This is a genomic window from Azospirillum baldaniorum, assembly GCF_003119195.2.
Taxonomy (GTDB): domain Bacteria; phylum Pseudomonadota; class Alphaproteobacteria; order Azospirillales; family Azospirillaceae; genus Azospirillum; species Azospirillum baldaniorum.
Genome location: NZ_CP022253.1, coordinates 2,713,153 through 2,736,088 on the forward strand (window position 1 = coordinate 2,713,153; position 22,936 = coordinate 2,736,088).

The following is a 22,936-nucleotide window of genomic DNA, read 5'->3' on the forward strand; positions in this document are numbered from 1 at the left end:
AAGTCGAAGCGCCGCTCATCCGGCTTTCTTCACCGGCAGAAGGATGACGGGAGCGCTCTCCGCACGAGAAATATCGTAGCTGAAGGAGGTCAGCAGCCGCTCCAGCACCTCCCGCTCCAAGCGATTCGCACAGACATACCCGAACACTCTGTCCCGGTAGCCGGGATACATCGGCATCGGGGCGCCGTTGAGCAGATAAACCGCGCAGGACTGCCGGCGCAGCGTAAAACGCTGTACTTGATAATCCTGCCCGGCAAAGGACTCCGTCCTTGGCTCTTCCCAACCCAAGGAACCTCTTGTCCTGTTTTTGTAGAGACGAGCGATGTCTCGCACGCTCTGCTGGAAAATATACGTGTTCTTATCGGCGCTCTGATAAGCCGCATAACCATAGCCACCCGGAATTTCAAAATACCGGCTGTGTGAGGTTATCATCAGCTCCACTTTGCTTGCGGTGGTGCGGTGGCATTTGCCCCAAGGCGGCGTGAAGACGTCGCCCCAACCGGATTGGATCGGCGAACGTTCACAATCGATCTCCACCCGCTCACCGCTGTTGTAGCCCGTCGTCTGGCACGACGCCGCAAGCGTCATCAAACCGGACATCGTCACGCCACGAAGCAAGCCCCAACGCACCATCACCCCCTTCCATGTCAGGGCGCACCCGCCCCGCTCCACACCGCCGATGCGAGTACAGGAACCAGACACGACTGGGCGAACGGAGAATTCAATCTGAGACGGTTTGCCTCACGGCTCTTGCATCGACGCCACCTTCGGCACATGTGCCGCCATGGCGTTTTCGTCACCGGGGGTATGGTGCGGGCGGCGGGACTCGAACCCGCATGCCTAAGCGAAGGATTTTAAGTCCTTTGCGTCTACCGATTCCGCCACGCCCGCGCACCGTCGCGGATCGGCTCGGAGAACGGGTTGCCCCCGCCCGCCGGAGTTGCATATCATTGTATGCAGCCCACCGTTCCGCTGGATTGACTTAGACAATCCGCGGGCGTCTGGTCAAGGATTGAGCGCGTTTCAAGCGCCGGACACGCAAAAATCCCCGCAACCTTGGCGTTCAAGGGAGGTGAGTTTGGAATCGATCAACTGGCTGGGTGTGGTGAGCGTGCTGATGGTCGCCGTGCTGGTCGTCCCGGCGGCCTTGCGGCGCAACCGCAACACTTGGCTGCCCTACGCAGCGGTCTGGGTCGCCGCCATCGTGGCGTTGGTCTGGGCATACGACAGCTTCGGGCCGTTCTGACCGGCCCCGAGCCCGGACCGCCGTCGCCCGGCGCCGGTCAGGGCCGCGTGTCCTCGTTCAGGGTCATGATGCCGATGCCCATCGCCACGCTGCCGAAGGTGAGGATGAGGCTGGCATACAGCATGATCGCGGCAATAATGCCATGATCACTGTTTCCCATCAGAGTCGCCAGATTGGCGACGTCGAGAATCAGAAGGCCCGTCGCCAAGACAACGGCCCCGGCCACGCCGGACGCCAGATGCTTCAGCAAGAACAGGATCGCCGCTTTTTCAAAGGGTTTCATGGCACGACTTTTCATGACCGTCACGTCCCAATCCTCAACATAGAATTACCCATGGCGGCGACAATATGACCAAGGATGGCTTGGCGTCCTAGAGACCTCTCTAGCCTTTGGTCCCCACCGTGACGTTCGGCGTACCGCCCAAGCGCAGGACGATGCCCGCCAATTCCTCCGTCGCCGCCACCACGCGGGTCTCGTCCGTGCCCCGCAGCACGAGGCTGACGCCGAAGAAGCCGTTGCGGAAATAGGGATAGCTGCCGATTTCCAGGTCCGCGTAGCGGTCCTGCAGGGCGCCGAGGTCCGCGGCGATCTGCCCCTCGGCCAGTTCGCAGGCCACCGTGCGGGCGTGCAGGTCCGGCCCGCCCTCCAGCTGCGGCAGGACGCTGTCGAGCATCGCCTGCATGATGTTGGGCACGCCCGCCATGACGAAGACGTTGCCGATGCGGAAGCCCGGCGCGGCGCTGATCGGGTTGTCGATCAGCGACGCCCCCGCCGGGATGTTGGCCATGCGCAGCCGCGCCTCGTTCAGCTTCGACGGGTCGCCGTAATGGCGCTCCAGCCGGGCCACGGCCTCGGCGTTGCGCTCCAGCGGCACGCCGAAGGCCTTGGCGACGCAGGCCGAGGTGATGTCGTCGTGGGTCGGCCCGATGCCGCCCGTGGTGAAGACGTAGCCGTAGCGGCCGCGCAGGGCGTCCAGCGCCGCGATGATCTCCTCCTCCACGTCCGGGACGACGCGCGCCTCGCGCAGGCGGACGCCGATGCCGGCCAGCTTCTCCGCGATGTGCGGCAGGTTGGCATCCTTGGTGCGGCCCGACAGGATCTCGTTGCCGATGACGAGGACGGCGGCGGTCGGGTTCGGCGTGGCGGAGGAGGCGGGCGAGGACATGCGGAGTCGGCTCCGTTCTCGGTCGGTGCGGGGAGGGCGGGACCGGCGGGCTTGCCGGACGGCGGGGGCGCGCTTTAACCTAGAGCCCAAGATGCGCTTCCCCACCCCCCTCCTGCAAGGCCGCCTCGTCCGCCGCTACAAGCGGTTCCTCGCCGACGTGGAACTCGACGGCGCCCTGGTCACCGCCCATGTTCCGAACTCGGGCAGCATGATCGGGGTGGATGCCCCCGGCTCCGCCGTCTGGCTGTCACGGTCGGACAACCCCAAGCGCAAGCTCGCCCATACGCTGGAGCTGGTTGAGGCGCTGGACGATCCGGACGCCCCCTGCCTCGTCGGCGTCAACACGTCGCATCCCAACGGGCTGGTCGCCGCCGCCATCGCCGCCGGCACCATCCCGGAACTGGCCGGCTACGCCCGGCTGCGCCGCGAGGTGAAGTACGGGCGCAATTCCCGCATCGACATCCTGCTGGAGGACGAGGCCCGGCCGCCGGCCTATGTCGAGGTCAAGAACGTCCATCTGCGCCGCCCCGCGCAGGGCGACGGGCAGGCCGCGGAGTTCCCGGACTGCGTGACCGCCCGTGGCGCCAAGCATCTGGTGGAGATGGCCGAGATGGTCCGCCAGGGCGCGCGGGCGGTCATGGTCTACCTTGTGCAGCGCGCCGACTGCGCCTACTTCCGAGTCGCCGCCGACATCGACCCTGCCTACGCCGCCGGATTGCGCCTCGCGCTCGAATCGGGGGTGGAAGCCGTGTGCTGGTCCTGTAGGATCACCCCGCAGGCGATCGAACTGGAACGGCCGCTGCCGATCCGCACGGATTGACCGCGATACGTGTTCACCGCCGGGGCTGCCGGCGCGTTTTCCTGGGACCTGATCTGTAGGGGACGATTCTCTTGGACCACGACGACCTCGATTCCCATCGCATCCGGATTCATGGGCCGGAGGATTTCGAGGGCATGCGCAAGGCCGGACGGCTGGCCGCGGCCACGCTCGATTTCATCACGCCCTACGTCCAGCCGGGCGTCACCACCGGCGAACTGGACCGGCTGCTGGAACAGCACATCCGCGACCATGGCGGCGTCCCGGCGCCGCTCGGCTACCGCGGCTTCCCGAAGGCCAACTGCATCTCCGTCAACCATGTGGTCTGCCACGGCATCCCAGGCGACAAGCGGCTGCAGAACGGCGACATCCTGAACATCGACGTCACGCCCATCCTCGACGGCTGGTACGGCGACAGCAGCCGCATGTATCTGTGCGGCGACGTCGGCGTGAAGGCGAAGAAGCTGGTGGACGTCACCTACGACGCGCTGATGATCGGCATCAATCAGGTGAAGCCGGGCGCCACGCTGGGCGACGTCGGCCACGCCATCCAGACCTTCGCGGAAGGCCACCGCTACTCGGTCGTCCGCGACTTCTGCGGCCACGGGCTGGGCCGCGTCTTCCACGAGCCGCCGTCGGTCCTGCATTTCGGCAACCCCGGCACCGGCGCCGTCCTGCGCGAGGGCATGATCTTCACCATTGAACCGATGATCAACGCCGGCCGCTACGACGTGAAGATCCTCGGCGACGGCTGGACCGCGGTGACCAAGGACAAGTCGCTGTCCGCCCAGTTCGAGCATTCCATCGGCGTGACCAAGGACGGCTGCGAGATCTTCACCCTGTCCCCCGCCGGCTTCCACAAGCCCCCCTACGCCGTCCCGGCCGAGGAAGCGACCGCCGCCGTATGATATTCCCGCGGATGCGATTTTCGCGCGGAAGAGGTATAATCCCAACGCACACACTCGTATGGTGGCGTCGGGATGGCGGGACGGAACAGCGCGAAGCGATCGGGGGATGCGGAGGAGGCTCAGCGGCTTCCCGGGCTGGAGCCGCCCTCTGACGTCTCCGTGGAGGAGACCCATCACAAGGGCCACCGCCAGCGCCTCTACACCCGCTTCCTCGACGGCGGGCCGGACGCGCTCCAGGATTACGAGCTGCTGGAGATGATCCTCTTCGCGGTGAACCCGCGCCGCGACGTGAAGCCGCTGGCCAAGGCGCTGATCCGCGATTTCGGCGACATCTGGAGCGTCGTCAACGCTCCGCCGCCCCGCCTGCGCGGCTATTGCGTGGGGGAAGTCTCGCTGGCCTCCGACAAGGCCGTCGCGATGCTGAGGGCGGTCGGGGCGGCGGCGCTGCGCGGAATGCGTCAGCGGGTGATGGACCGGCCCGTGTTGGCCAACTGGCAGTCGCTGCTGGACTACTGCACCGCCGCCATGGCCCACCAGCCGATGGAGCAGTTCCGCCTGCTCTTCCTCGACCGCAAGAACAAGCTGATCGCCGACGAGGTGCAGCAGACCGGCACGGTGGACCACACCCCGGTCTACCCGCGCGAGGTGGTGCGGCGCGCGCTGGAGCTGTCGGCCAGCGCCATCATCCTGGTGCACAACCACCCGTCCGGCGACCCCACCCCCAGCCGCGCCGACGTGGAGATGACCAAGGAGATCCTGCGCGCCGCCCACAGCCTGGGCATCGCGGTCCACGACCACGTCATCGTCGGCAAGGGCAAGCATGTCAGCTTCAAAGCCCAAGGGTTGATGTAGCCGCAACCCTGTTCTGCAGTCCCATCTTGTTGCCCGGACCGGCGCCCCCATATGTGCGGCGTTCGTCACCACAGAGGTAGCACCATGGGCCTTTTCGACATGTTCAAGGGATCGGCGCCGCTGGATCTCACCCCCCACCGGACGCTGGTCGTCTCGCTGATCTACTGCATGGGCGCGGACGGCGAGCTGGACCCCGAGGAGGTCGGTCACCTGCTGTCCGTGATGGGCCGCAGCGCCACGCGGGAGGAGTTGGACCGCTGCTTCAAGTACGCGCGCAGCACCCCGCCCGACGCCTTCCTGGCCGCCGCCACGCCGAACCTGAACGAGCAGCAGCGGCTGTGCATCCTGCTGAACATGCTCGACAGCGCCATGGCCGACGGCGAGGCCGAACAGGGCGAGCGTGATCTGATCGCGCGCTTCCAGCAGGCCTTCGGCCTCGACGACGCCAAGCTCGGCCCCTATTTCCAGGCGCTGGTCGCCAAGAACGACCGCAGCGTGCTGGGCGCGTAAGACCGCTTTCGCAGCGCATCGCCCGTCAGCCGACCGCCTCTGGAGTGGCGGCGTGACGGGCGATGAAGGCCACGAAATCGTCGTAGGGCATGGGGCGGCCCAGCAGATAGCCCTGGATCTGGTCGCAGCCGAGCCGGGCGAGGCCGCCGAACTGCTCCTCCGTCTCCACCCCCTCGGCCAGGGTCTGCATGCGCAGCGAGCGCGCCATGCCGATGATCGCCTCGGCGATGGCACCGCCATCGGAGCCGTCGGTCAGGCTGGTCACGAAGGAGCGGTCGATCTTCAGCTTGTCGACGCGGAAGCGCTTCAGATAGCTGAGGCTGGAATAGCCGGTGCCGAAATCGTCGATGGCCAGCGCCACCCCCATCTCGCGCAGCCGGGCGAAGGTGCCGGTCACCATGTCGGACTCGTCCATCAGGACGCTTTCCGTCACCTCCAGCTCCAGGCAGCGGGCCGGCACCTTGTAGGCGTCCAGCCAGAAGGCCACGCGGTCGGCCAGACCGGGGCGGCGAAGCTGCACCGCCGACAGGTTGATGGCGATGAGAATCGGGTGGCCGCGGGCGAGCAGGTCGGCGGCGCGGCGGCAGGCCTCGCCCAGCACCCAGTCGCCGATCGGCTGGATCAGGCCGGTGTCCTCGGCCACCGGGATGAACTGACCGGGCGGGATCATCGTGCCGTCGCGGCGGCGCCAGCGCAGCAGGCCCTCCGCCCCGACGAGGCGGCGGCCGTCCACCGCGAACTGCGGCTGGAAATGCAGCTCCAGCTCGTTGTCGGCCAGGGCGTGGCGCAGGTTGCTTTCCAGCCACATGCGCTCCGAGGCCCGCTTGTTCAGCTCCGGCGTGAAGAACTGGTGGTTGGCACGCCCCGCCTCCTTGGCGGCGTACATCGCCATGTCCGCGCATTTCAAAAGCGCGTCGATGGTGGTCGCGTCGTCGGGATAGAGCGCGATGCCGATGGACGGGGAGATCTGCAGCTCGTGCCCGTCCACCGGGAAGGATTCGGTCATCGCCCGCAGCACCTTGCGGGCCACCGAACAGGCCGCGTCGGGACCGTCCAGGTCGTTGACGAGGATGACGAACTCGTCGCCGCCCTGGCGGCTGACGGTGTCGCTGGCCCGCACCGTCCCCAGCAGCCGCGCCCCCACCGCGCGCAGCAGCCGGTCGCCGACGCCGTGCCCCAGGCTGTCGTTGATGGTCTTGAAGCGGTCGAGATCGACGAACAGCAGCCCCACCTTCGTGCCGTGCCGGTCGGCGGCGAGCATCGCGCGCTCCAGCCGGTCGCGCAGCAGGAAGCGGTTGGGCAGGTCGGTCAGGAAATCATACTGCGCCAGATGCCGGATGCGCTCCTCCTGGGCGCGCTTCTCGGTGATGTCGGAGAAGGCGGCGATGTAGTTGACGGCCTCCCCCGCCTCGTTGCGCACCATCTGGATGCTGAGCCATTCCGGATAGACCTCGCCGGACTTGCGCTTGTTCCAGATTTCGCCGGACCAGTGGCCCTCCTCCTTCAGCTTCACCCACATCGCGGCGTAGAAGGCGCCGTCCTGCCGGCCCGAGGAGAGCATGGCCGGATCACCGCCGATCACCTCCTCGCGGCTGTAGCCGGTGATGCGGCAGAAGGCGTCGTTGACCGCGACGATGCGGTTCTTCTCGTTGGTGACGACCATGCCTTCGGCGGCGTTGTCGAACACCTTGGCGGACAGCCGCAGCTCCCACTCCGCGCGCTTGCGCTCCGAGATGTCGCGGGCGATGGCGCAGTAGTAGGCGTCGCCGTCGTAGGTGACGCGGCTGGCCGTCACCTCCAGCTCCAGCGTCCGCCCGTCGCGGGTGCGGTAGAGCGTCTCGTAATGGGCCGACGCCTCGGACGCCTCGTCGCGGAAGCGTTCCAGCAGGTCGGCGTGGCCACCGGCCAGCCCGGCCATCGGAGCGCCCAGCGCGGCGCAGCCGAAGGGGTTGACGTAGGCGATGCGCAGCTCCGCATCCGCCAGCACGACGATCTCGGACACATGGTCCACGAAGAAGTTGGCGAGGTAGAGCTGCCGCGCCCGCTCGCGCAGCATGCTGTCGCTCTCCCGCATGTTGGACTGGTAGCCCTGGACAATGCGGCGGACCCAGCCGGTGACCAGCCAGGACACCCCGGCCGACGCGGCCAGCGCCAGCGCCAGCACCGCCACGGTGGTCAGGATGCGCTTCTTCATGCCGGCGCTGATCTCGGCCCGCCGCTGCGCCAGCACGGAGTCGATGTCATCGGTGTAGAAGCCGGCGACCAGCACCCACCCCCAGACGTCCGGCGCCGTGGCATAGGACAGTTTCGGCGCCGGGCGCCCGGTGACCGGATGCACCCAGTCGAAGCGCAGCTCCCCGCCGCCCTGCCGGCCGGCCTCCAGCAGGCGGGTGACCAGATCCCGCTCGGTCTCCCAGGGCAGGTCGCTGGCGTTCTTGCCCTCCGCCGCCGGGGAGGTCGGGGAGAGCAGCACCTCGCCATCCTCCCGCATCACGGCGATGAAGCCCGAATCCCCGAAGCGCCGGGCGCGCAACCGCTCCAGCGTCTCGCGCTGAAGCTTCTCCTCCACCGCCCCGACATAGTCGCCGGTGCCGATCAGCCAGTTGAACGGCTCGAACCGGCGGACATAAGCGAACTTGTCGGACATGCTGTGCGGGTTGCCCGGCGCGTACCAGCGGTAGCGGGTGAAGCCCTGCATTTCCGGATCGTCCACGGCGCGGATCAGGTTGCGCATGATCGGGCGCCCCTGGTCATCGCGGTTGTCGATCAGCGAGCTGCCCTCCCGCTGCGGGTCGGTGGGCAGCAGCACGCAGGTGCCCTGCATGTCGTCGATGAAGTAGTAGCCGCGCCCGCCGAAGAAGCGCAGGGGTCGCAGGGTTTCCTTGATCGACTGCCGGATCGACTCCTCGGGCAGATAGTCCTTCTCGCGCTCGTAGATGGTCCAGGCGATGCCGTAGGCCTCGTCCACCTTGGCGCGCAGCTCGGCGCGCAGCAGCGGTTCGGTGCGCGACCGCATGTAGGCGAGGTAGGAGCGTGCGTTCTCCAGCTCCTCCTGCAGGGTCTGGCGCTGCACTTCCAGGTAGCGGGCTTCGGTCTGCTTCAGGTCGGCCTCGAAATCCAGCCGGTGCTGCCAGATGAAGTAGGCGCCCAAGCCCCCCACCACCGCCGCAATCAGAAACAGGGACGCCAGGAACTGCAGGCGGTAAAGGCGCCTTTCGTCCGAAGTCCGGGACGGCTCGCGCATCAACTCGGCGATCGGATCGGACAAGGAAAGCCCTCCTGGAACCACGCCCGGCTTAGCCCGTCCGCGGCGAACAGAGTAGATCATTAGTGCGCGTGGCGGGGACTCGGCAAGTTCAAGGTGAGGAAGCCGGCGCGACGAATCGCCAGTCTTTGCGATTTTTCCGGGAAGACGACCCCGTCCTTGGAAACCTTATGACGCGCATCCCGCGTCCACCGGGGCTGTGAAGGGGCTTTGCAGCGCCGCCCGGCGCGGTTATGGTCCCGCGCGCGGGCAGCAGGGGCGGTTTCCGCCATGGCAATGGCCCAAACGCATCCCCCGCCCGCCGCCGAAGCGTTCAGGTCCGCCACCCCCGGAGAGTCCGATGATCCCCCGCTACACCCGCCCCGAAATGTCCCGCATCTGGGAGCCGGAGAACCGGTTCCGCATCTGGTTCGAGATCGAGGCGCACGCCTGCGACGCGCAGGCGGAGCTGGGGGTCATCCCAAAGGAGGCCGCCGCCGCCGTGTGGGAGCGCGGCAAATGGGAGATCGACCGCATCGACGAGATCGAGCGGGAGACCCGCCACGACGTCATCGCCTTCCTGACCAACCTCGCCGAGCATGTCGGGCCGGAGGCGCGCTTCGTCCACCAGGGCATGACCTCGTCGGACGTGCTGGACACCTGCCTCGCCGTGCAGATGACCCAGGCCGCCGACCTGCTGCTCGACGACATGGACAAGCTGCTGGCCGTTCTGAAGCGCCGCGCCTACGAGCACAAGGACACCGTCACCATCGGGCGCAGCCACGGCATCCACGCCGAGCCGACGACCTTCGGCCTGAAGCTGGCCGGCCATTACGCCGCCTTCGCCCGCGGGCGCGAGCGTTTGGTCCAGGCGCGCGCCGACATCGCCACCTGCGCCATCTCGGGCGCCGTCGGCACCTTCGCCAACATCGACCCGCGGGTGGAACAGCACGTCGCCGCCAAGATGGGGCTGACGCCGGAGCCGGTGTCCACCCAGGTCATCCCGCGCGACCGCCACGCCTTCTACTTCTCGGTTCTGGGCGTCATCGCCTCGTCGATCGAGAATCTGGCCGTGGAGATCCGCCACCTGCAGCGCACCGAGGTGCGCGAGGCGGAGGAGTATTTCCATCCGGGCCAGAAGGGCTCGTCGGCGATGCCGCACAAGCGCAACCCGGTGCTGTCGGAGAACCTGACGGGTCTGGCGCGCATCGTCCGCGCCGCCGTCGTCCCGGCGCTGGAGAACGTCGCCCTGTGGCACGAGCGCGACATCTCCCACAGCTCGGTCGAGCGCATGTTCGGCCCCGACGCCACGGTGACGCTGGACTTCGCGCTGGCCCGCCTGACCGGCATGATGGACAAGCTGGTGGTCTATCCGGAGCGCATGCAGAAGAACCTGGACGATCTGGGCGGGCTGGTCTTCTCGCAGCGCGTTCTGCTGGCCCTGACCCAGGCCGGGATGAGCCGCGAGGACAGCTACAAGGCGGTGCAGCGCAACGCCATGCAGGTGTGGGAGAAGGGCGGCAACTTCCTGGATCTGCTGTCGTCGGACGCCGACGTGGCGAAGCACATCTCCCGCGAGACGCTGGCCCCGATGTTCGACATGACCTACCACACGAAGAACGTCGACATGGTGTTCAAGCGCGTGTTCGGGGAGTGAGGGGTCGGGGGCTTCGCTGATCCTCGGAGCCCCCACCCTTCCCGCTTCGCGGGCCCCTTCCCTCCCCCGCTGACGCAGGAGAGGGAGTTCAATCCCCTCCCCTGCGAAGCGGGGGAGGGTCAGGGTGGGGGCGAAACCCTTACTCCGCGTGCACCTGCACGCGCGCGACGTCCAGCAGACGGGCCAGCTCCTTCTCCACGCGGTGGTCGGAGATGTCGACGCCCCTGGCGTGCAGGTCGGCGGCCAGACGGTCACGCACGTCGTGCGGACCGGTGGCCGCGATGTCGGCGTCGATGATCTGGCGGACATAGGCGTCGGCCTCGCCCCCGGTCAGGCCCAGCAGGCTCGCGGCCCAGAGTCCCGCCAGCCGGTCGCGGCGCGCGCGAATCCTGAAGAGCAGATCCTGGTCGTGCTGGAACTTGTTCTCGAAGGCCCTTTCGCGCTCGTCGAAGGTCGTCATGGGACCCGGCTCCTTGGATTGGTTTTGCGCTCCCAGATACAAGACTATATAGCCGGTGGAACGGGCATCGTCATCGCCCCCACCCACCGGCCAATCGGCGAATCCGGCGTGCGGCGACATACCCAAGAGGGAAGCGGAAGGCAAGATTCCCCATGTGCAGCGTGATCCTCCTGCGACGACCGGACGCAACGTGGCCCTTGATCCTGGGCGCCAACCGCGACGAGATGGCCGGACGGCCCTGGAAGGCCCCGGCGCGCCACTGGCCCGACCGCCCCAACGTCGTCGCGGGGCTGGACGAGATGGCCGGCGGCTCCTGGCTGGGCCTGAACGACGAGGGCGTCGTGGCCGCCGTGCTGAACCGCATGGGCACGCTGGGGCCGGAGGCCGGCAAGCGGTCGCGCGGGGAGCTGGTGCTGGACGCGCTGGATTTCGCCGACGCGGCGGAGGCGGCGCTGGCCATGGCGCAGCTCGACACGCGGGCCTACCGGCCCTTCAACCTGCTGATCGCCGACAACCGCGACGCCCGGCTGCTCGTCCACCGCGGCCCGTCCCCGCGCAACCGCCCGGAGATGATCGAAATCCCCGCAGGCGTCCACATGGTCACCGCCAGCGATCTGGACGACGTGGAGGAGGACCCGCGGCAGGCCCAGTATCTCCCCCTCTTCCGGCACGCCGCACCGCCCGACCCGGAGCGGGGCGAAGCCGAGGATCTCTGGGGCGGTTGGCCGGAGCTGCTGGCGAGCCGCATCTGGGACGACGGCGAGCGGGGCGAGCGCGGGGCGATGAACTTCCTGCTGCCCAGCGGATTCGGCACGGTGTCGAGCGCGCTGATCGCCCTGCCCGCCGTGGAGCGCCCGGACCTCGACCCGGTCTGGCACTTCGCCGCCGGCCGGCCGCACGAAGCGCCGTGGCAGCCCGTCTCGTTGGGGCCCGTCTCGTTGGGGTAAGAGCCGCCGCGGACCCCGCGCATTGTGTTCCCTGGGCCAGCTTGCTATATCACTCGTGCATATCCCCTGGACCGGTCACCCGCCGGTCCAGGCTACACGTTTTTGGACGATCTCTCATGACACGACGTCGGCGCATCTACGAAGGCAAGGCGAAGGTCCTGTTCGAAGGTCCGGAGCCGGGCACGCTGGTGCAGTACTTCAAGGACGACGCGACCGCCTTCAACAACCAGAAGAAGGGCATCATCACCGGCAAGGGGGTGCTGAACAACCGCATCTCCGAATACCTGATGAGCCGTCTGTCGGAAATCGGCGTGCCGACGCACTTCGTGCGCCGTCTGAACATGCGCGAGCAGCTGGTTCGCGAGGTCGAGATCATCCCCATCGAGCTGGTCGTGCGCAACACCGCCGCCGGCTCGCTGTCCAAGCGCTTCGGCATCCCCGAGGGGACCCCGCTGCCGCGCTCGATCATCGAGTATTATTACAAGTCCGACGAGCTGAACAATCCCATGGTCACCGAGGAGCACATCACGGCCTTCGGCTGGGCGGCTCCGCAGGACCTCGACGACATGGTGGCGCTGTCGCTCCGCGTGAACGACTATCTGTCGGGCCTCTTCCTCGGCATCGGCCTGCGGCTGGTGGACTTCAAGCTGGAGTTCGGCCGGCTCTGGGAGAACGAGGAGATGCGCATCGTCCTGGCCGACGAGATCAGCCCCGACAACTGCCGCCTGTGGGACATCAAGACCAACGAGAAGCTGGACAAGGACCGCTTCCGCCAGGACCTCGGTCAGGTCGAGGAGGCCTACCAGGAGGTCGCCCGGCGCCTCGGCATCCTGCCCGAAGGCGGCCCGGTGGACGTCAAGGGCCCCAAGACCGTCCAGTAAAAGACCGTCCAATAATCCGTTTTCCCCAACCCATCAGCACCATCAAGCGAGCGGACATCCGATGAAGGCGAAGGTTCACGTCACCCTCAAGCGCGGCGTTCTCGACCCCCAGGGCAAGGCCATCGCGCACGCGCTGCACACGCTGGGCTTCGACGGCGTCGAGGACGTCCGCGCCGGCAAGGTCATCGAGCTTCAGCTGAAGAGCACCGACGAGGCCGCCGCCCGCAAGGAGGTCGAGGCCATGTGCAGCAAGCTGCTTGCCAACACCGTGATCGAAGACTACGCGATCGAGCTGGTGGCCTGAGAGTTGATGGCCTGAGGCCGTCCGCGCTCAATCCTGCCTGTCGGAAAATGGGGGATGCGCAACCGCTGCGCATCCCCCATTTTCGTTCGACCATGTCCATCAACCATCTCTCCGCGCTCGATCCCATCTTTGCCGAGTCCCTGCGCGTCGGTGGCCCGACGGTGCGCGACTTCCGCCGCCCGGACGGCTTCTCCGGCCTGCTCTGCCTGATCATCGAGCAACAGTTGTCCACCACGGTCGCCGCGGCGCTGTGGGCCAAGCTCCAGGCCATGGTCGGGGTGGTGACGCCCGACGCCATCCTGGCCCTGCCCGACGAGGATCTGCGGGCCTGCGGCCTGTCGCGCCAGAAGATCGGCTACGCCCGTGGGCTGGCCCAGACCGTCGCGGACGGCCGGCTGGACTTTGACGCCATTCACAAGATGGACGACGAGGAGGCCATCGCCGCCCTGATCACGCTGAAGGGCATCGGGCGCTGGACCGCCGAGATCTACCTGATGATGGCGCTCGGCCGGCCGGACATCTGGCCGGTCGGCGACCTCGCCATCCAGCTCGGCGTGCAGCGGCTGAAGGGCTGGGCGGAAAAGCCGACCCAGGCGCAGCTCCTCGCCGTCGCCGAGCCCTGGCGCCCGCACCGCAGCCTCGCCGCGCAGCTCGTCTGGCACCATTACGTAGCCCTGCAGGAGCAGGCCAGGGCCCTCAAACCGGTCAAGATCAAGAAGACGCCCAAAGGAAAGACGACACCGTGACCGAGACCACCATCACCGCCGTCCTCGTCGGCAAGGCCGCCCCCTTCGGCCCGCCGGGGCGGACCAGCGCCATCGCCAAGTCCCCGGTGGACGGCCCGCGCGCCGTCGGCCCCGAAGGCTTCCTGGACGACGAGCAGGCCGACCGCCGCGTCCATGGTGGGCCGGACAAGGCCATCCACCATTACCCGCTGGACCACCACCCGGCGTGGCGGGACGAGCTGGGCGGGGACGTGCCGCTGCTCGGCCAGCCCGGCGCCTTCGGCGAGAACCTCGCGACGCTGGGACTGACCGAGGCCGACGTCTGCGTCGGCGACCGCTTCCGCGCCGGCACCGCCCTGCTGGAGGTCGCCCAGGCCCGCCAGCCCTGCTGGAAGCTCAACCACCGCTTCGCCGTGCCGGACATGGCCAAGCGCGTCCAGACCACCGGGCGCACCGGCTGGTACTATCGCGTGCCGGAACCCGGCCAGATCGGCCCCGGCGACCGGCTGACCCTGATTGAGCGGCCCTACCCGCAATGGACGCTCGCCCGGCTGCTGCACCTCCTTTATGTGGACACGCAGAACCGCGACGCCCTGGCGGAAATGGCCTCCCTGCCCGTGCTGGCCCAGACGTGGCGGACGCTGGCCGAACGCCGGCTGACCCAGGGCGTCGAGGATTGGAGCAAACGCCTGAACGGCGGCGACTGATCCCTCAGCGGCGGGCGGTCGCCCACAGCACGCCCGCAGCACCCACCGCCACCAGCGCCAGGACGGCGGAGAGCAGAAGCGCCGCCGTTTCCCCGGCCCGCTCGATGATGACCGCGTAGCCCATCGGTGCCAGGGCGGCGGCGTAGAAGCTCGGCACCAGCAACCGCCCGACCGTCCGACCGTAGCTCTGCGGGTCGAACAGCACAAGCGGCAGCGTGCCGCGCACGATCGTCGCCAGCCCGGCCCCCGCCCCGAACAGCAGGGAGAACGCGACGCCGGCGACCAGCGCCTCGCCGCTCCACAAACCGATGAGGAAGCCGGGCAGCGGCAGGCCGCAGGCGATGAGCGCCAGGGCGGTGGGATGCAGGCGGCCGCCGGACAGAACCTCGCACAGCCGGGCCGAGGACTGGCCGACGCCGCGCACCGTGGAGATCCACACCGCCGCGGCGGGCGCCGCCCCCAGCCCGACCAGGATGCCGATCATGTGCGCCGACATCGCCGAGGTCAGCACACCGACCGCCGTGGTCATCACCATGTAGAACACAGGCGCCACCCAGGCCCGCCGTCGCGGGCCCGCGGGTCCGGCGGGCTCTGTCCCGGCCGGCACCGGCGGGCGCACGTAGCGGTCGGACGGGATGGCGGCGTGCAGCGGGATCGTCAGAAGCGCGATGACGGCGTAGGCGACCAGAGCGCCGCGCCAGCCCCAGGCGTCGGCCATCGCCTGCCCCACCGGCCACAGCACGGTGGAGGCCAGCCCGCCCAGCAGCGTGATCTGCGAGATCGGCACCCGCGCCAGCGGCCCGCCCAGCCGGGCCAGGGCGGCGAAGGCCGCCTCGTAGAGGCTCGCCCGCATCGCCAGACCCAGCACCAGCCAGGACGCGTAATAGCTCACCAGCCCCGTCGAGGAGGCCAGCCCCAGACACCCCGCCGCCGTCAGCAGCGAGCCGATGACCATCACCGGGCGGCCGCCCCAGCGGTCGATGGCCCGCCCGACGCTGCCCGACACCACCCCCATGACCAGCAGCGCCGCCGTAAAGCCGCCGAAGGCCACCGGCAGGCTCAGGCCCAGGTCGGCGGCCATGGGGTTTCCGAAGATGGCGATCAGGTAATAGGAAATCCCCCAGCACAGCAGCTGCGAGACGCCGAGGAACCAGACCAGCCGGCGGGTGATGTGCGACATGACAGACCAGAGGAGGACGGAAAGCGGCAGGCACCCTAGCCAGCCGGTCGGACACCGACAAACGACTTGTCTTCCGCCAACCGGTGAGAAAAACTCAACGGATGTCCTCCCGCTTCCCGCCCCTGAACGCCCTGCGCGCCTTCGTCGCCGCCGCCCGCCATTCCAGCTTCCGCCTCGCCGCGGAGGAGCTGAACGTCACCCCCGGCGCGGTCAGCCGCCAGATCCGCAGCCTGGAACTCTTCCTCGGCGTTCCCCTGTTCGACCGCAGTCAACGGCAGGTCCGGCTGACCGAGGCCGGGGCGCGCTACTTCACCCGCATCGCCGACCTGTTCACCGAGATCCAGCAGGCGACCGACACGCTGCTCGACGGCGACGGGCGGCGGACGCTGCGGGTGGACTGCATCCCGACCTTCGCCATGCACTGGCTGCTGCCGCGCCTGCCCCTGTTCCAGCAGCGCTTTCCGGAGCTGGCGGTGTCGCTGTCCACCGCCCCCGGGCCGATCGACACCGGCCGTCCCTTCGACTACGCCATCCGCCGCGATCCCGCCCATTTCGCCGGGCTGAAGCCGCTGCCCCTGATGCGCGAGCATTGCGTGCCGGTGTGCAGCCCCTCCTTGCCGGGGCTGGAGACGCTGCGCAGCCCCGCCGACCTGACCCGCCGCACGGTCATCACCATCCGCGCCCGCGCCGACCTGCTGCCGGCCTGGAGCGCGGCACACGGGCTGGAGCTGGACGCCTTCCGCAACCGGATGGAGGTCGACCACACCTACTTCGCCATCCAGGCGGCGGAGGAGGGGCTGGGCGTCGCCATCGTGCCGCGGCTGTTCGTGGAGCGCCCGCTGGAGACCGGCCGGCTGACCGCCCCGCTGGGGGCCGAAGGGGTGGTGTCCGGCCATTACTACCTGCTGGAAAGCCGCCAGCGCGGCCACACCGAGGCGCCGGCCTTCCCCGACTGGCTGCGCGAACAGGCCGCCGCCGCGTCAACGCAGGGCCGATAAGGGAGAATGGCGGGGTCCTTGCCCTTGCTTTGCCGGGGCGGGGCCTTTAGTGTCCGGCCTCGAACCGTTCCCCCACGACGCCGGATTTTCCAAGCCCCATGAAGGCCGCCGTCATCGTTTTCCCCGGCTCCAACCGCGAACGCGACGCCGTCGCCGCGCTGGAGGCCGCCAGCGGAACCAAGCCGCATCTGGTCTGGCACCGCGACACCGAACTGCCCAAGGTCGATCTCATCCTCGTGCCGGGCGGCTTCTCCTATGGCGACTATCTGCGCTCCGGCGCCATGGCGGCGCACTCGCCGATCATGCGCGAGGTCAAGGCGCGGGCCGATCAGGGCGTGCGGGTGCTCGGCATCTGCAACGGCTTCCAGATCATCACCGAGGCGGGGCTGCTGCCCGGCGCGCTGATGCGCAACGCCAAGCTGAAGTTCATCTGCCGCACCGTGCATCTGCGGGTGGAGAACACGGACAGCCCCTTCACGGCCAAGTACCGCAAGGGCCAGATCGTCCGCTACCCGGTGGCGCACGGCGACGGCAACTACTGGACCGACGCCGAGACGGTGAAGCGGCTGGACGGCGAGGGCCAGGTGGCCTTCCGCTACGTCAGCGACGAGGGCGACGCCGCCCCGCGCTGGAACCGGAACGACTGGAACCCGAACGGTTCGCTGGACAACATCGCCGGCATCTTCAACGCCAAGCGCACCGTGCTCGGCCTGATGCCGCACCCCGAGGACGCGGTGTCCGCCTTCCATGGCAACACCGACGGCAAGCCCATGTTCGATGGTCTGGTGGAGGCCCTGTCGTGACCACCGCGCAGCAGCCCGCAGTCTCCCTGGAGATGGCCCGCGAGTTCGGCCTGTCCGAAGGGGAATACAACAACGCCCTGGAGATCCTGGGGCGCCAGCCGACCTACACGGAGCTGGGCATCATCTCGGTGATGTGGTCGGAGCATTGCTCCTACAAGTCGTCGAAGAAGTGGCTGATGACGCTGCCGACCACCGGCCCGCAGGTCATCTGCGGCCCCGGCGAGAACGCCGGCGTGGTCGATGCCGGCGACGGCGACGCCATCATCTTCAAGATGGAGAGCCACAACCACCCGTCCTACATCGAGCCCTTCCAGGGCGCGGCGACGGGCGTGGGCGGCATCCTGCGCGACGTGTTCACCATGGGCGCCCGGCCCATCGCGAACATGAACGCGCTGCGCTTCGGCGCGCCCGAGCATCCCAAGACCCGCCATCTGGTGTCGGGCGTGGTCGCCGGCATCGCCCATTACGGCAACTGCGTCGGCGTGCCGACGATCGGCGGCGAGACCAACTTCCACCCGGCCTACAACGGCAACATCCTCGTCAACGCGATGACCGTGGGCGTCGCCAAGGCCGACCGGATCTTCTATTCGGCCGCCGCGGGCATCGGCAACCCGGTGGTCTATGTCGGCTCCAAGACGGGCCGCGACGGCATCCACGGCGCCACCATGGCGTCGGCCGAGTTCAGCGAGGATTCGGAGGAGAAGCGCCCGACCGTGCAGGTCGGCGACCCCTTCACCGAGAAGCTGCTGATCGAGGCCTGCCTGGAGCTGATGGAGACGGACGCCATTGTCGCCATCCAGGACATGGGTGCGGCCGGTCTCACCTCCTCCTCGGTCGAGATGGCCGGCAAGGGCGGGCTCGGCATCGAGCTGGTGCTCGACGACGTGCCGATGCGCGAGGAGGGGATGACCCCCTACGAGATCATGCTCTCCGAAAGCCAGGAGCGCATGCTGATCATCCTGAAGCCCGGCCGCGAGGAGGTCGCCAAAGCGATCTTCGACAAGTGGGAGCTGGACTTCGCCGTGATCGGCACGCTGACCGACAACGGCAAGCTGGTCATCAAGATGCACGGCCAGACCTGGTGCGACATGCCGATCGCGCCGGTCTCCAACGCCTCGCCGCTCTACGACCGCCCGTGGGAGCCGACCCCGGCCGCCGCGGAGCTGGAGGACGCCGTGCGCGCCCTGCCGGCCGACAAGTCGCTGGGCGACATCCTGGAAACGATCATGTCCTGCCCCGATCAGGCCTCCAAGCGCTGGATCTGGGAGCAGTATGACAGCCTCGTGAACGGCGACACCCGCTTCATGTCCGGTCAGGCCGACGCGGGCGTGGTGCGGTTGCCCGGCCAGAGCAAGGGCATCGCCGTCACCACCGACTGCACCCCGCGCTACTGCCTCGCCGATCCGGTGCGCGGCGGCGCCCAGGCGGTGGCAGAGGCCTACCGCAACCTGTCCGCCGTCGGCGCCCTGCCGCTCGCCGTCACCGACAACATGAACTTCGGCAACCCCGAGAAGCCGCGGATCATGGGCCAGTTCGTCGGCGCCATCCAGGGCATGGCCGACGCCTGCCGCGCGCTGGACTTCCCGGTCGTGTCGGGCAACGTGTCGCTCTACAACGAGACCAACGGCGAGGCGATCCTGCCGACCCCGGCCATCGGCGCCGTCGGCCTGCTGCCGGACGCCATGATCGCCGTCGGCATCGCCTTCAAGAACGAGGGCGACAGCATCCTGCTCGTCGGCGAGGGCACCGGCCATCTCGGCCAGTCGCTCTACCTGCGGGAGATCCTGGGCCGCGAGGACGGCCCGCCGCCGCCGGTCGATCTGGCGGTGGAGCGCCGCAACGGCGAGTTCGTCCGCGGCCTGATCGCCGAGGGTCTGGTGGTGTCGAGCCACGACATCCAGGACGGCGGTCTGCTGGTCACCGTGGCCGAGATGGCCATGGCCGGCGGCATCGGCGCCAACCTGTCGGGCCTCGACGGCGCCGACGCCGGCACCCTGTTCGGCGAGGACCAGGGCCGCTACGTCCTGGCCGTCCGCGCCGACAAGGCCGCCGCGGTGCAGGAGAAGGCCAAGGCGGCCGGCGTGCCGGTGAGCGTGCTCGGCAAGACCAACGGCACGGCCCTGACCGGCCGTGGCGGGGAGGCGATCACCATCGCCCGCCTGAAGAAGGCCAACGAGGCCTGGCTGCCCGGCTACATGGCCGCCGCCGAGTGATCGGACGCGGCTGAGGGGTCGAAGAACGGAAGGCCGGGCCATCGCCCGGCCTTTTCGTTTTGGGGCGGAGCCTTGCCCCCACCCTTCCCACGGCTTCGCCGCGGGCCCCTTCCCTCCCCCGCTTCGCAAGGGAGGGAATTCCGTCCCCTCCCCTGCGAAGCGGGGGAGGGTTAGGGTGGGAGCCGGTGGCGCGAACCCTTCGCACCGCGGAATGTCGTCTCTTCTCCGGTGACAAACCCGGCCGCTCCGCCTAATTATACGGGCAGCGCCCGCATGGGCAGGGATTGACGGAACAGGATGACGGCCATGGCGATGGAAGCCGCGGTGATCGAGAAGCTCATCAGGGAAGGCATCCCGGACGCGACCGTGGAAATCGCCGACCTGCGCGGCGACGGCGACCATTACGCCGCGCTGGTCACCTCCGCCGCCTTCAAGGGCAAGTCGCGCGTGCAGCAGCACCAGATGGTCTACGCCGCCCTCCAGGGCAAGATGGGCGGGGAGTTGCACGCCCTGGCCCTGACCACCGCCGTGCCGGAAGGCGTGTAGGACGGCATCCCCCAAGTCACGATGACATCGTAAGAAGGCCGAGAGACATGGTTGACCAGAACGTCAAGGATCGCATCGAGCAAGACATCAAGGGCAACGATGTCGTGCTGTACATGAAGGGCACGCCCGTCTTCCCGCAGTGCGGCTTTTCCGCCGCCGTCGTCCAGGTGCTCAGCACCGTCGGCGTGAAGTTCAAGGGCATCAACATCCTGGAGGACCCGGGCCTGCGCCAGGGCCTGAAGGACTACTCGAACTGGCCGACCTTCCCGCAGCTCTACGTCAAGGGCGAGCTGGTCGGCGGCTGCGACATCGTGCGCGAGATGTACGAGTCGGGCGAGCTGCAGTCGCTGCTGGCCGACAAGGGCGTCGCGACGGGCGCCAACGCCTGATCGGCCATCCCCGTCGAAGGGATGTGACAAAGGGCTCCGCCACCGCGGAGCCCTTTTCCTTTGGCGGAACAGGCCTCGGCCCACCCTTGTTTTTCCATCGACGATTCCGCGGAGGTGTCGGCACGGAGAAGACACGGACAAGGAGGCCCGGTCATGGACAGGCGCGTGTTTCCAGCGGCGGCGCTGCTGGCTCTGATGGCTCTTCCCGTTCAGGCGCAGGGCCAGGACGGAACGGTCCCGAAGCAGGAGCGGCTGACCGCCTGCCGGGACGAGGTGTCCCGCTTCTCCGACCTGTTTCTGGGCGACAAGGTGGTGGCCGGCGGGCGCAACCACACCGCCCTGACCGGCGAGCAGAAGGACCGGCTGCGCGGCCTGCTGGGCGAGGCGCGGTCCGCCGCCGGCAAGGGCGATCCGGACGGCTGCGTGGACCGGCTGCGCGAGGCCCGCGCGCTGGTCCGCAACGAGGGCGTCGGCACCAACGTCCCGATCGGCCGGGGCTCGTCGGGGTCGTCCGGCGCGATGCCCCGGAACGGAGCGCCCACCGGCAGTGGAAGCGGAAGCGGCACCGCAGGCGGCGGAGGCGGTTGAGCGGGAAAACCCCTGCGGGAAATGCGTCATTCCCGGCGCGCAGTGCGGGCATGAGGGGGCGTTCCTATCGCCCATTTCTTGGGCATGGTAAAGGGGAGTCATGGCCCAGACTCCCTCCCCCTCCTCGCCGCAGGCCGACGGGCGCAACCCCGCCACCCTGGGCTTCGCCGCCGCCCTGACCGCCTTCCTGATCTGGGGAGGGGTGGCGCCGATCTTCTTCAAGCAGCTCGGCAACGTCGGGGCGGTGGAGGTCGTCGCCCACCGGGTGCTGTGGACCGTGGTGCTGGTCGGGCTGTGGCTGGTGCCGACGCGCGGCCTGTCCGGCATCGTGCGCGGGGTGGGAAGCTGGCGGCGGCTGGGCATCTTCCTGGTGACGACGGCGCTGATCGGCAGCAACTGGACCATCTTCATCTGGGCCGTGAACAATGGCCATTTGGTGCAGTCCAGCCTCGGCTACTACATCAACCCGATCATCAACGTGCTGCTCGGCATGGCCTTCCTTCAGGAGCGGCTGTCGAAGCGGCAGGGCGTGGCGGTCGTGATCGCGGCGGTGGGCGTGCTGAGCCTCGTCCTGTCCTACGGGGAGATTCCCTGGGTGGCGCTGTCGCTGGCCTTGACCTTCGGCGTCTACGCGCTGGTCCGCAAGAAGGCCGCCATCGACCCGGTGATCGGGCTGCTGGTGGAAACGGTGCTGCTGGTGCCGCCGGCCATCGCCTATCTGCTGTGGCTCGGCGCCCATGGGCTGGGGAACTTCGGTGTCCACGGGCTGGGCACCGACCTGCTGATCATCCTGACCGGCCCGGTGACCGCCATCCCGCTGGTGCTGTTCATGGTCGGCGCCGCCCGGCTGAAGCTGTCGACCATCGGCATCCTGCAATACATCAGCCCGACCGGGCAGCTCCTGCTCGGCGTCGCGGTCTATGGGGAGGCCTTCACCTCCTCCCATCTCCTGGCCTTCGTGTGCATCTGGGTGGCGCTGGCGCTCTATTCGGCGGACGCGCTGTTCACCCACCGGGCGGCCCGCGCCGAACAGAACCGGGCAGAGCAGGCCCGCATCGCCGCCTGCCGCGCCGATTGAGGTGGCTCAAGCCCGCGGCGCAAGGCCGTGGGCCATGGTGTGGGCGAGCGTCTTCACCACCTCGTTGACACGGTCCGGGCAGCGTCCGAAGACCACCTGATCGAGGAAGCCCAGCCCGAAGCTGAGCGTGGCGATGCCCGCCGCGACGTGGGCGAGGTCGGCGTCCGCCGCGATCGCGCCGCGCTCGCGAAAGATCTCCAGCCGGCTGAGCAGGCAGGGAATGCGGCTTTCCGACAGGGTGCGCGCCATTTCGTTCGCGATGTCCGGATCGACCAGCGCGCGCGCCAGCATCACCCGCGTGAAGTCGCGGCACTTCCAGGCGTGGCGGAGCTGGTGCAGCAGGAAGGCCGCCAAATCCTCCTCCAGATCGTCGCCGGGCGGCGGCATGGCGCAGCCGCTCCCCTCCTCGCGCCCGTAGCGCTCCACGACGGCGAGCAACAGGCCGGCCTTGCCCGAGAAATAGCGCTGGATCAACTGCTCGTTCACACCCGCGCGGCCGGCGATGTCGCGCGTGGTCGCGGCGTCGAAGCCGCGCTCGGCGAACACCATCTTGGCCGCGTCCAGCAGCACGCCCTTGGTCGCTTCGCGGTCGCGCTTGCGCGCGGGCGCGTCGGTCCCGGCGGCGCAACAGCCGTCGTCGATCGCCGGGGCGGTGTCCGGGGTGTTGGTCTTGTCCACGATGCAGGCCCTCTCACTGGCCGCCGATCCCTGCGGCGG

Annotated in this window: 25 protein-coding genes and 1 tRNA gene; 18 read left to right on the forward strand and 8 right to left on the reverse strand. The window is 68.6% G+C overall.

What is annotated here, in order from left to right; all coding sequences use genetic code 11:
• Positions 1-15 precede the first annotated feature (15 nt).
• Both Sp245p_RS12780 and Sp245p_RS12785 read right to left on the reverse strand, forming a co-directional pair.
• On the reverse strand, positions 16-633 hold the full coding sequence (locus Sp245p_RS12780) for a hypothetical protein (protein ID WP_041810907.1): 618 nt from the start codon (positions 631-633) through the stop codon (positions 16-18).
• A gap of 175 nt (positions 634-808) precedes the next feature.
• Positions 809-891, reverse strand: a tRNA-Leu gene (locus tag Sp245p_RS12785).
• A gap of 187 nt (positions 892-1,078) precedes the next feature.
• Here Sp245p_RS12785 and Sp245p_RS34905 point away from each other — a divergent pair.
• Positions 1,079-1,246, forward strand: coding sequence for a hypothetical protein (locus tag Sp245p_RS34905; RefSeq protein ID WP_014239529.1), 168 nt, complete (start codon positions 1,079-1,081; stop codon positions 1,244-1,246).
• A gap of 37 nt (positions 1,247-1,283) precedes the next feature.
• On the opposite strand, the gene Sp245p_RS12790 is transcribed toward Sp245p_RS34905, so the two are convergent.
• A complete protein-coding gene (locus tag Sp245p_RS12790; RefSeq protein WP_244439386.1) occupies positions 1,284-1,544 on the reverse strand; it encodes a hypothetical protein in 261 nt (86 codons plus the stop codon).
• Positions 1,545-1,629: 85 nt separating this feature from the next.
• Positions 1,630-2,412: a competence/damage-inducible protein A gene (locus Sp245p_RS12795; RefSeq protein WP_014239527.1), complete on the reverse strand. Its 783-nt coding sequence runs from the start codon at positions 2,410-2,412 to the stop codon at positions 1,630-1,632.
• Between the two features lie 91 nt (positions 2,413-2,503).
• Here Sp245p_RS12795 and sfsA point away from each other — a divergent pair, with 91 nt between their 5' ends.
• From sfsA to Sp245p_RS12815, 4 genes are all read left to right on the forward strand, one after another.
• A complete protein-coding gene (gene sfsA, locus Sp245p_RS12800) occupies positions 2,504-3,232 on the forward strand; it encodes a DNA/RNA nuclease SfsA (RefSeq protein ID WP_014239526.1) in 729 nt (242 codons plus the stop codon).
• Between the two features lie 134 nt (positions 3,233-3,366).
• Complete coding sequence (map, locus tag Sp245p_RS12805; protein WP_420867236.1) at positions 3,367-4,137, forward strand: type I methionyl aminopeptidase; 771 nt, start codon at positions 3,367-3,369, stop codon at positions 4,135-4,137.
• Positions 4,138-4,209: 72 nt separating this feature from the next.
• Positions 4,210-4,989 (forward strand): RadC family protein, encoded by a 780-nt coding sequence (gene radC / locus Sp245p_RS12810; RefSeq protein ID WP_014239524.1) that lies wholly within the window; start codon positions 4,210-4,212, stop codon positions 4,987-4,989.
• Positions 4,990-5,073: 84 nt separating this feature from the next.
• Complete coding sequence (locus Sp245p_RS12815; protein ID WP_014239523.1) at positions 5,074-5,499, forward strand: tellurite resistance TerB family protein; 426 nt, start codon at positions 5,074-5,076, stop codon at positions 5,497-5,499.
• Positions 5,500-5,524: 25 nt separating this feature from the next.
• On the opposite strand, the gene Sp245p_RS12820 is transcribed toward Sp245p_RS12815, so the two are convergent.
• The gene (locus Sp245p_RS12820) at positions 5,525-8,767 is read right to left on the reverse strand and encodes a bifunctional diguanylate cyclase/phosphodiesterase (protein ID WP_014239522.1); all 3,243 of its coding nucleotides are present in this window, start codon (positions 8,765-8,767) and stop codon (positions 5,525-5,527) included.
• 337 nt (positions 8,768-9,104) lie between these two features.
• Here Sp245p_RS12820 and purB point away from each other — a divergent pair, with 337 nt between their 5' ends.
• Entirely contained in the window at positions 9,105-10,400 is a 1,296-nt protein-coding gene (gene purB / locus Sp245p_RS12825; RefSeq protein WP_014239521.1) for an adenylosuccinate lyase, read from the forward strand.
• A 139-nt stretch (positions 10,401-10,539) separates the two neighbouring features.
• On the opposite strand, the gene Sp245p_RS12830 is transcribed toward purB, so the two are convergent.
• Positions 10,540-10,860, reverse strand: coding sequence for a DUF1476 domain-containing protein (locus Sp245p_RS12830; protein WP_014239520.1), 321 nt, complete (start codon positions 10,858-10,860; stop codon positions 10,540-10,542).
• 152 nt (positions 10,861-11,012) lie between these two features.
• Between Sp245p_RS12830 and Sp245p_RS12835 the strand changes: the two genes are divergently transcribed.
• The 5 genes from Sp245p_RS12835 to Sp245p_RS12855 all read left to right on the forward strand — a co-directional run bounded on the left by Sp245p_RS12835 (position 11,013) and on the right by Sp245p_RS12855 (position 14,424).
• Positions 11,013-11,807: an NRDE family protein gene (locus Sp245p_RS12835; RefSeq protein WP_109138539.1), complete on the forward strand. Its 795-nt coding sequence runs from the start codon at positions 11,013-11,015 to the stop codon at positions 11,805-11,807.
• A gap of 116 nt (positions 11,808-11,923) precedes the next feature.
• Positions 11,924-12,688, forward strand: coding sequence for a phosphoribosylaminoimidazolesuccinocarboxamide synthase (gene purC / locus Sp245p_RS12840; protein WP_014239519.1), 765 nt, complete (start codon positions 11,924-11,926; stop codon positions 12,686-12,688).
• 61 nt (positions 12,689-12,749) lie between these two features.
• Positions 12,750-12,992: a phosphoribosylformylglycinamidine synthase subunit PurS gene (gene purS / locus Sp245p_RS12845; RefSeq protein ID WP_014239518.1), complete on the forward strand. Its 243-nt coding sequence runs from the start codon at positions 12,750-12,752 to the stop codon at positions 12,990-12,992.
• A gap of 92 nt (positions 12,993-13,084) precedes the next feature.
• The gene (locus Sp245p_RS12850; RefSeq protein ID WP_109138628.1) at positions 13,085-13,738 is read left to right on the forward strand and encodes a DNA-3-methyladenine glycosylase family protein; all 654 of its coding nucleotides are present in this window, start codon (positions 13,085-13,087) and stop codon (positions 13,736-13,738) included.
• Complete coding sequence (locus Sp245p_RS12855; RefSeq protein ID WP_014239515.1) at positions 13,735-14,424, forward strand: MOSC domain-containing protein; 690 nt, start codon at positions 13,735-13,737, stop codon at positions 14,422-14,424. The genes Sp245p_RS12850 and Sp245p_RS12855 overlap by 4 nt, the downstream gene beginning before the upstream one ends.
• 4 nt (positions 14,425-14,428) lie before the next feature.
• On the opposite strand, the gene Sp245p_RS12860 is transcribed toward Sp245p_RS12855, so the two are convergent.
• Entirely contained in the window at positions 14,429-15,604 is a 1,176-nt protein-coding gene (locus Sp245p_RS12860) for an MFS transporter (protein ID WP_014239514.1), read from the reverse strand.
• Between the two features lie 101 nt (positions 15,605-15,705).
• On the opposite strand from Sp245p_RS12860, the gene Sp245p_RS12865 reads away from it, so the two are divergent.
• The 7 genes from Sp245p_RS12865 to rarD all read left to right on the forward strand — a co-directional run bounded on the left by Sp245p_RS12865 (position 15,706) and on the right by rarD (position 22,219).
• Positions 15,706-16,602 (forward strand): LysR substrate-binding domain-containing protein, encoded by an 897-nt coding sequence (locus Sp245p_RS12865; RefSeq protein WP_014239513.1) that lies wholly within the window; start codon positions 15,706-15,708, stop codon positions 16,600-16,602.
• Between the two features lie 98 nt (positions 16,603-16,700).
• Positions 16,701-17,405, forward strand: coding sequence for a phosphoribosylformylglycinamidine synthase subunit PurQ (purQ, locus tag Sp245p_RS12870; protein WP_014239512.1), 705 nt, complete (start codon positions 16,701-16,703; stop codon positions 17,403-17,405).
• Positions 17,406-17,437: 32 nt separating this feature from the next.
• Positions 17,438-19,618: a phosphoribosylformylglycinamidine synthase subunit PurL gene (gene purL / locus Sp245p_RS12875; RefSeq protein ID WP_052584325.1), complete on the forward strand. Its 2,181-nt coding sequence runs from the start codon at positions 17,438-17,440 to the stop codon at positions 19,616-19,618.
• A 306-nt stretch (positions 19,619-19,924) separates the two neighbouring features.
• A complete protein-coding gene (locus Sp245p_RS12880) occupies positions 19,925-20,164 on the forward strand; it encodes a BolA family protein (RefSeq protein WP_014239509.1) in 240 nt (79 codons plus the stop codon).
• A gap of 47 nt (positions 20,165-20,211) precedes the next feature.
• The gene (gene grxD / locus Sp245p_RS12885; protein WP_014239508.1) at positions 20,212-20,553 is read left to right on the forward strand and encodes a Grx4 family monothiol glutaredoxin; all 342 of its coding nucleotides are present in this window, start codon (positions 20,212-20,214) and stop codon (positions 20,551-20,553) included.
• Between the two features lie 153 nt (positions 20,554-20,706).
• Positions 20,707-21,141, forward strand: coding sequence for a hypothetical protein (locus tag Sp245p_RS12890; protein ID WP_014239507.1), 435 nt, complete (start codon positions 20,707-20,709; stop codon positions 21,139-21,141).
• Between the two features lie 100 nt (positions 21,142-21,241).
• A complete protein-coding gene (gene rarD / locus Sp245p_RS12895) occupies positions 21,242-22,219 on the forward strand; it encodes an EamA family transporter RarD (protein ID WP_014239506.1) in 978 nt (325 codons plus the stop codon).
• 6 nt (positions 22,220-22,225) lie between these two features.
• Here rarD and Sp245p_RS12900 read toward each other — a convergent pair whose 3' ends face one another.
• A complete protein-coding gene (locus Sp245p_RS12900; RefSeq protein WP_014239505.1) occupies positions 22,226-22,897 on the reverse strand; it encodes a TetR/AcrR family transcriptional regulator in 672 nt (223 codons plus the stop codon).
• Positions 22,898-22,936 lie beyond the last annotated feature (39 nt).

What these genes read in the sequence shown, in the direction of transcription:
- rarD (WP_014239506.1), top strand. Translation starts at nt 21,242, where the DNA reads ATGGCCCAGACTCCCTCCCCCTCCTCGCCGCAGGCCGACGGGCGCAAC.
- purQ (WP_014239512.1), top strand. Translation starts at nt 16,701, where the DNA reads ATGAAGGCCGCCGTCATCGTTTTCCCCGGCTCCAACCGCGAACGCGAC.
- Sp245p_RS12860 (WP_014239514.1), bottom strand. Translation starts at nt 15,604, where the DNA reads ATGTCGCACATCACCCGCCGGCTGGTCTGGTTCCTCGGCGTCTCGCAG.
- Sp245p_RS12850 (WP_109138628.1), top strand. Translation starts at nt 13,085, where the DNA reads ATGTCCATCAACCATCTCTCCGCGCTCGATCCCATCTTTGCCGAGTCC.
- Sp245p_RS12865 (WP_014239513.1), top strand. Translation starts at nt 15,706, where the DNA reads ATGTCCTCCCGCTTCCCGCCCCTGAACGCCCTGCGCGCCTTCGTCGCC.
- grxD (WP_014239508.1), top strand. Translation starts at nt 20,212, where the DNA reads ATGGTTGACCAGAACGTCAAGGATCGCATCGAGCAAGACATCAAGGGC.
- Sp245p_RS12790 (WP_244439386.1), bottom strand. Translation starts at nt 1,544, where the DNA reads ATGAAAAGTCGTGCCATGAAACCCTTTGAAAAAGCGGCGATCCTGTTC.
- Sp245p_RS12890 (WP_014239507.1), top strand. Translation starts at nt 20,707, where the DNA reads ATGGACAGGCGCGTGTTTCCAGCGGCGGCGCTGCTGGCTCTGATGGCT.
- Sp245p_RS12795 (WP_014239527.1), bottom strand. Translation starts at nt 2,412, where the DNA reads ATGTCCTCGCCCGCCTCCTCCGCCACGCCGAACCCGACCGCCGCCGTC.
- Sp245p_RS12835 (WP_109138539.1), top strand. Translation starts at nt 11,013, where the DNA reads ATGTGCAGCGTGATCCTCCTGCGACGACCGGACGCAACGTGGCCCTTG.
- map (WP_420867236.1), top strand. Translation starts at nt 3,367, where the DNA reads ATGCGCAAGGCCGGACGGCTGGCCGCGGCCACGCTCGATTTCATCACG.
- radC (WP_014239524.1), top strand. Translation starts at nt 4,210, where the DNA reads ATGGCGGGACGGAACAGCGCGAAGCGATCGGGGGATGCGGAGGAGGCT.
- purL (WP_052584325.1), top strand. Translation starts at nt 17,438, where the DNA reads ATGGCCCGCGAGTTCGGCCTGTCCGAAGGGGAATACAACAACGCCCTG.
- purB (WP_014239521.1), top strand. Translation starts at nt 9,105, where the DNA reads ATGATCCCCCGCTACACCCGCCCCGAAATGTCCCGCATCTGGGAGCCG.
- Sp245p_RS12830 (WP_014239520.1), bottom strand. Translation starts at nt 10,860, where the DNA reads ATGACGACCTTCGACGAGCGCGAAAGGGCCTTCGAGAACAAGTTCCAG.
- Sp245p_RS12815 (WP_014239523.1), top strand. Translation starts at nt 5,074, where the DNA reads ATGGGCCTTTTCGACATGTTCAAGGGATCGGCGCCGCTGGATCTCACC.
- Sp245p_RS12880 (WP_014239509.1), top strand. Translation starts at nt 19,925, where the DNA reads ATGGCGATGGAAGCCGCGGTGATCGAGAAGCTCATCAGGGAAGGCATC.
- purC (WP_014239519.1), top strand. Translation starts at nt 11,924, where the DNA reads ATGACACGACGTCGGCGCATCTACGAAGGCAAGGCGAAGGTCCTGTTC.
- purS (WP_014239518.1), top strand. Translation starts at nt 12,750, where the DNA reads ATGAAGGCGAAGGTTCACGTCACCCTCAAGCGCGGCGTTCTCGACCCC.
- sfsA (WP_014239526.1), top strand. Translation starts at nt 2,504, where the DNA reads ATGCGCTTCCCCACCCCCCTCCTGCAAGGCCGCCTCGTCCGCCGCTAC.
- Sp245p_RS12780 (WP_041810907.1), bottom strand. Translation starts at nt 633, where the DNA reads ATGGTGCGTTGGGGCTTGCTTCGTGGCGTGACGATGTCCGGTTTGATG.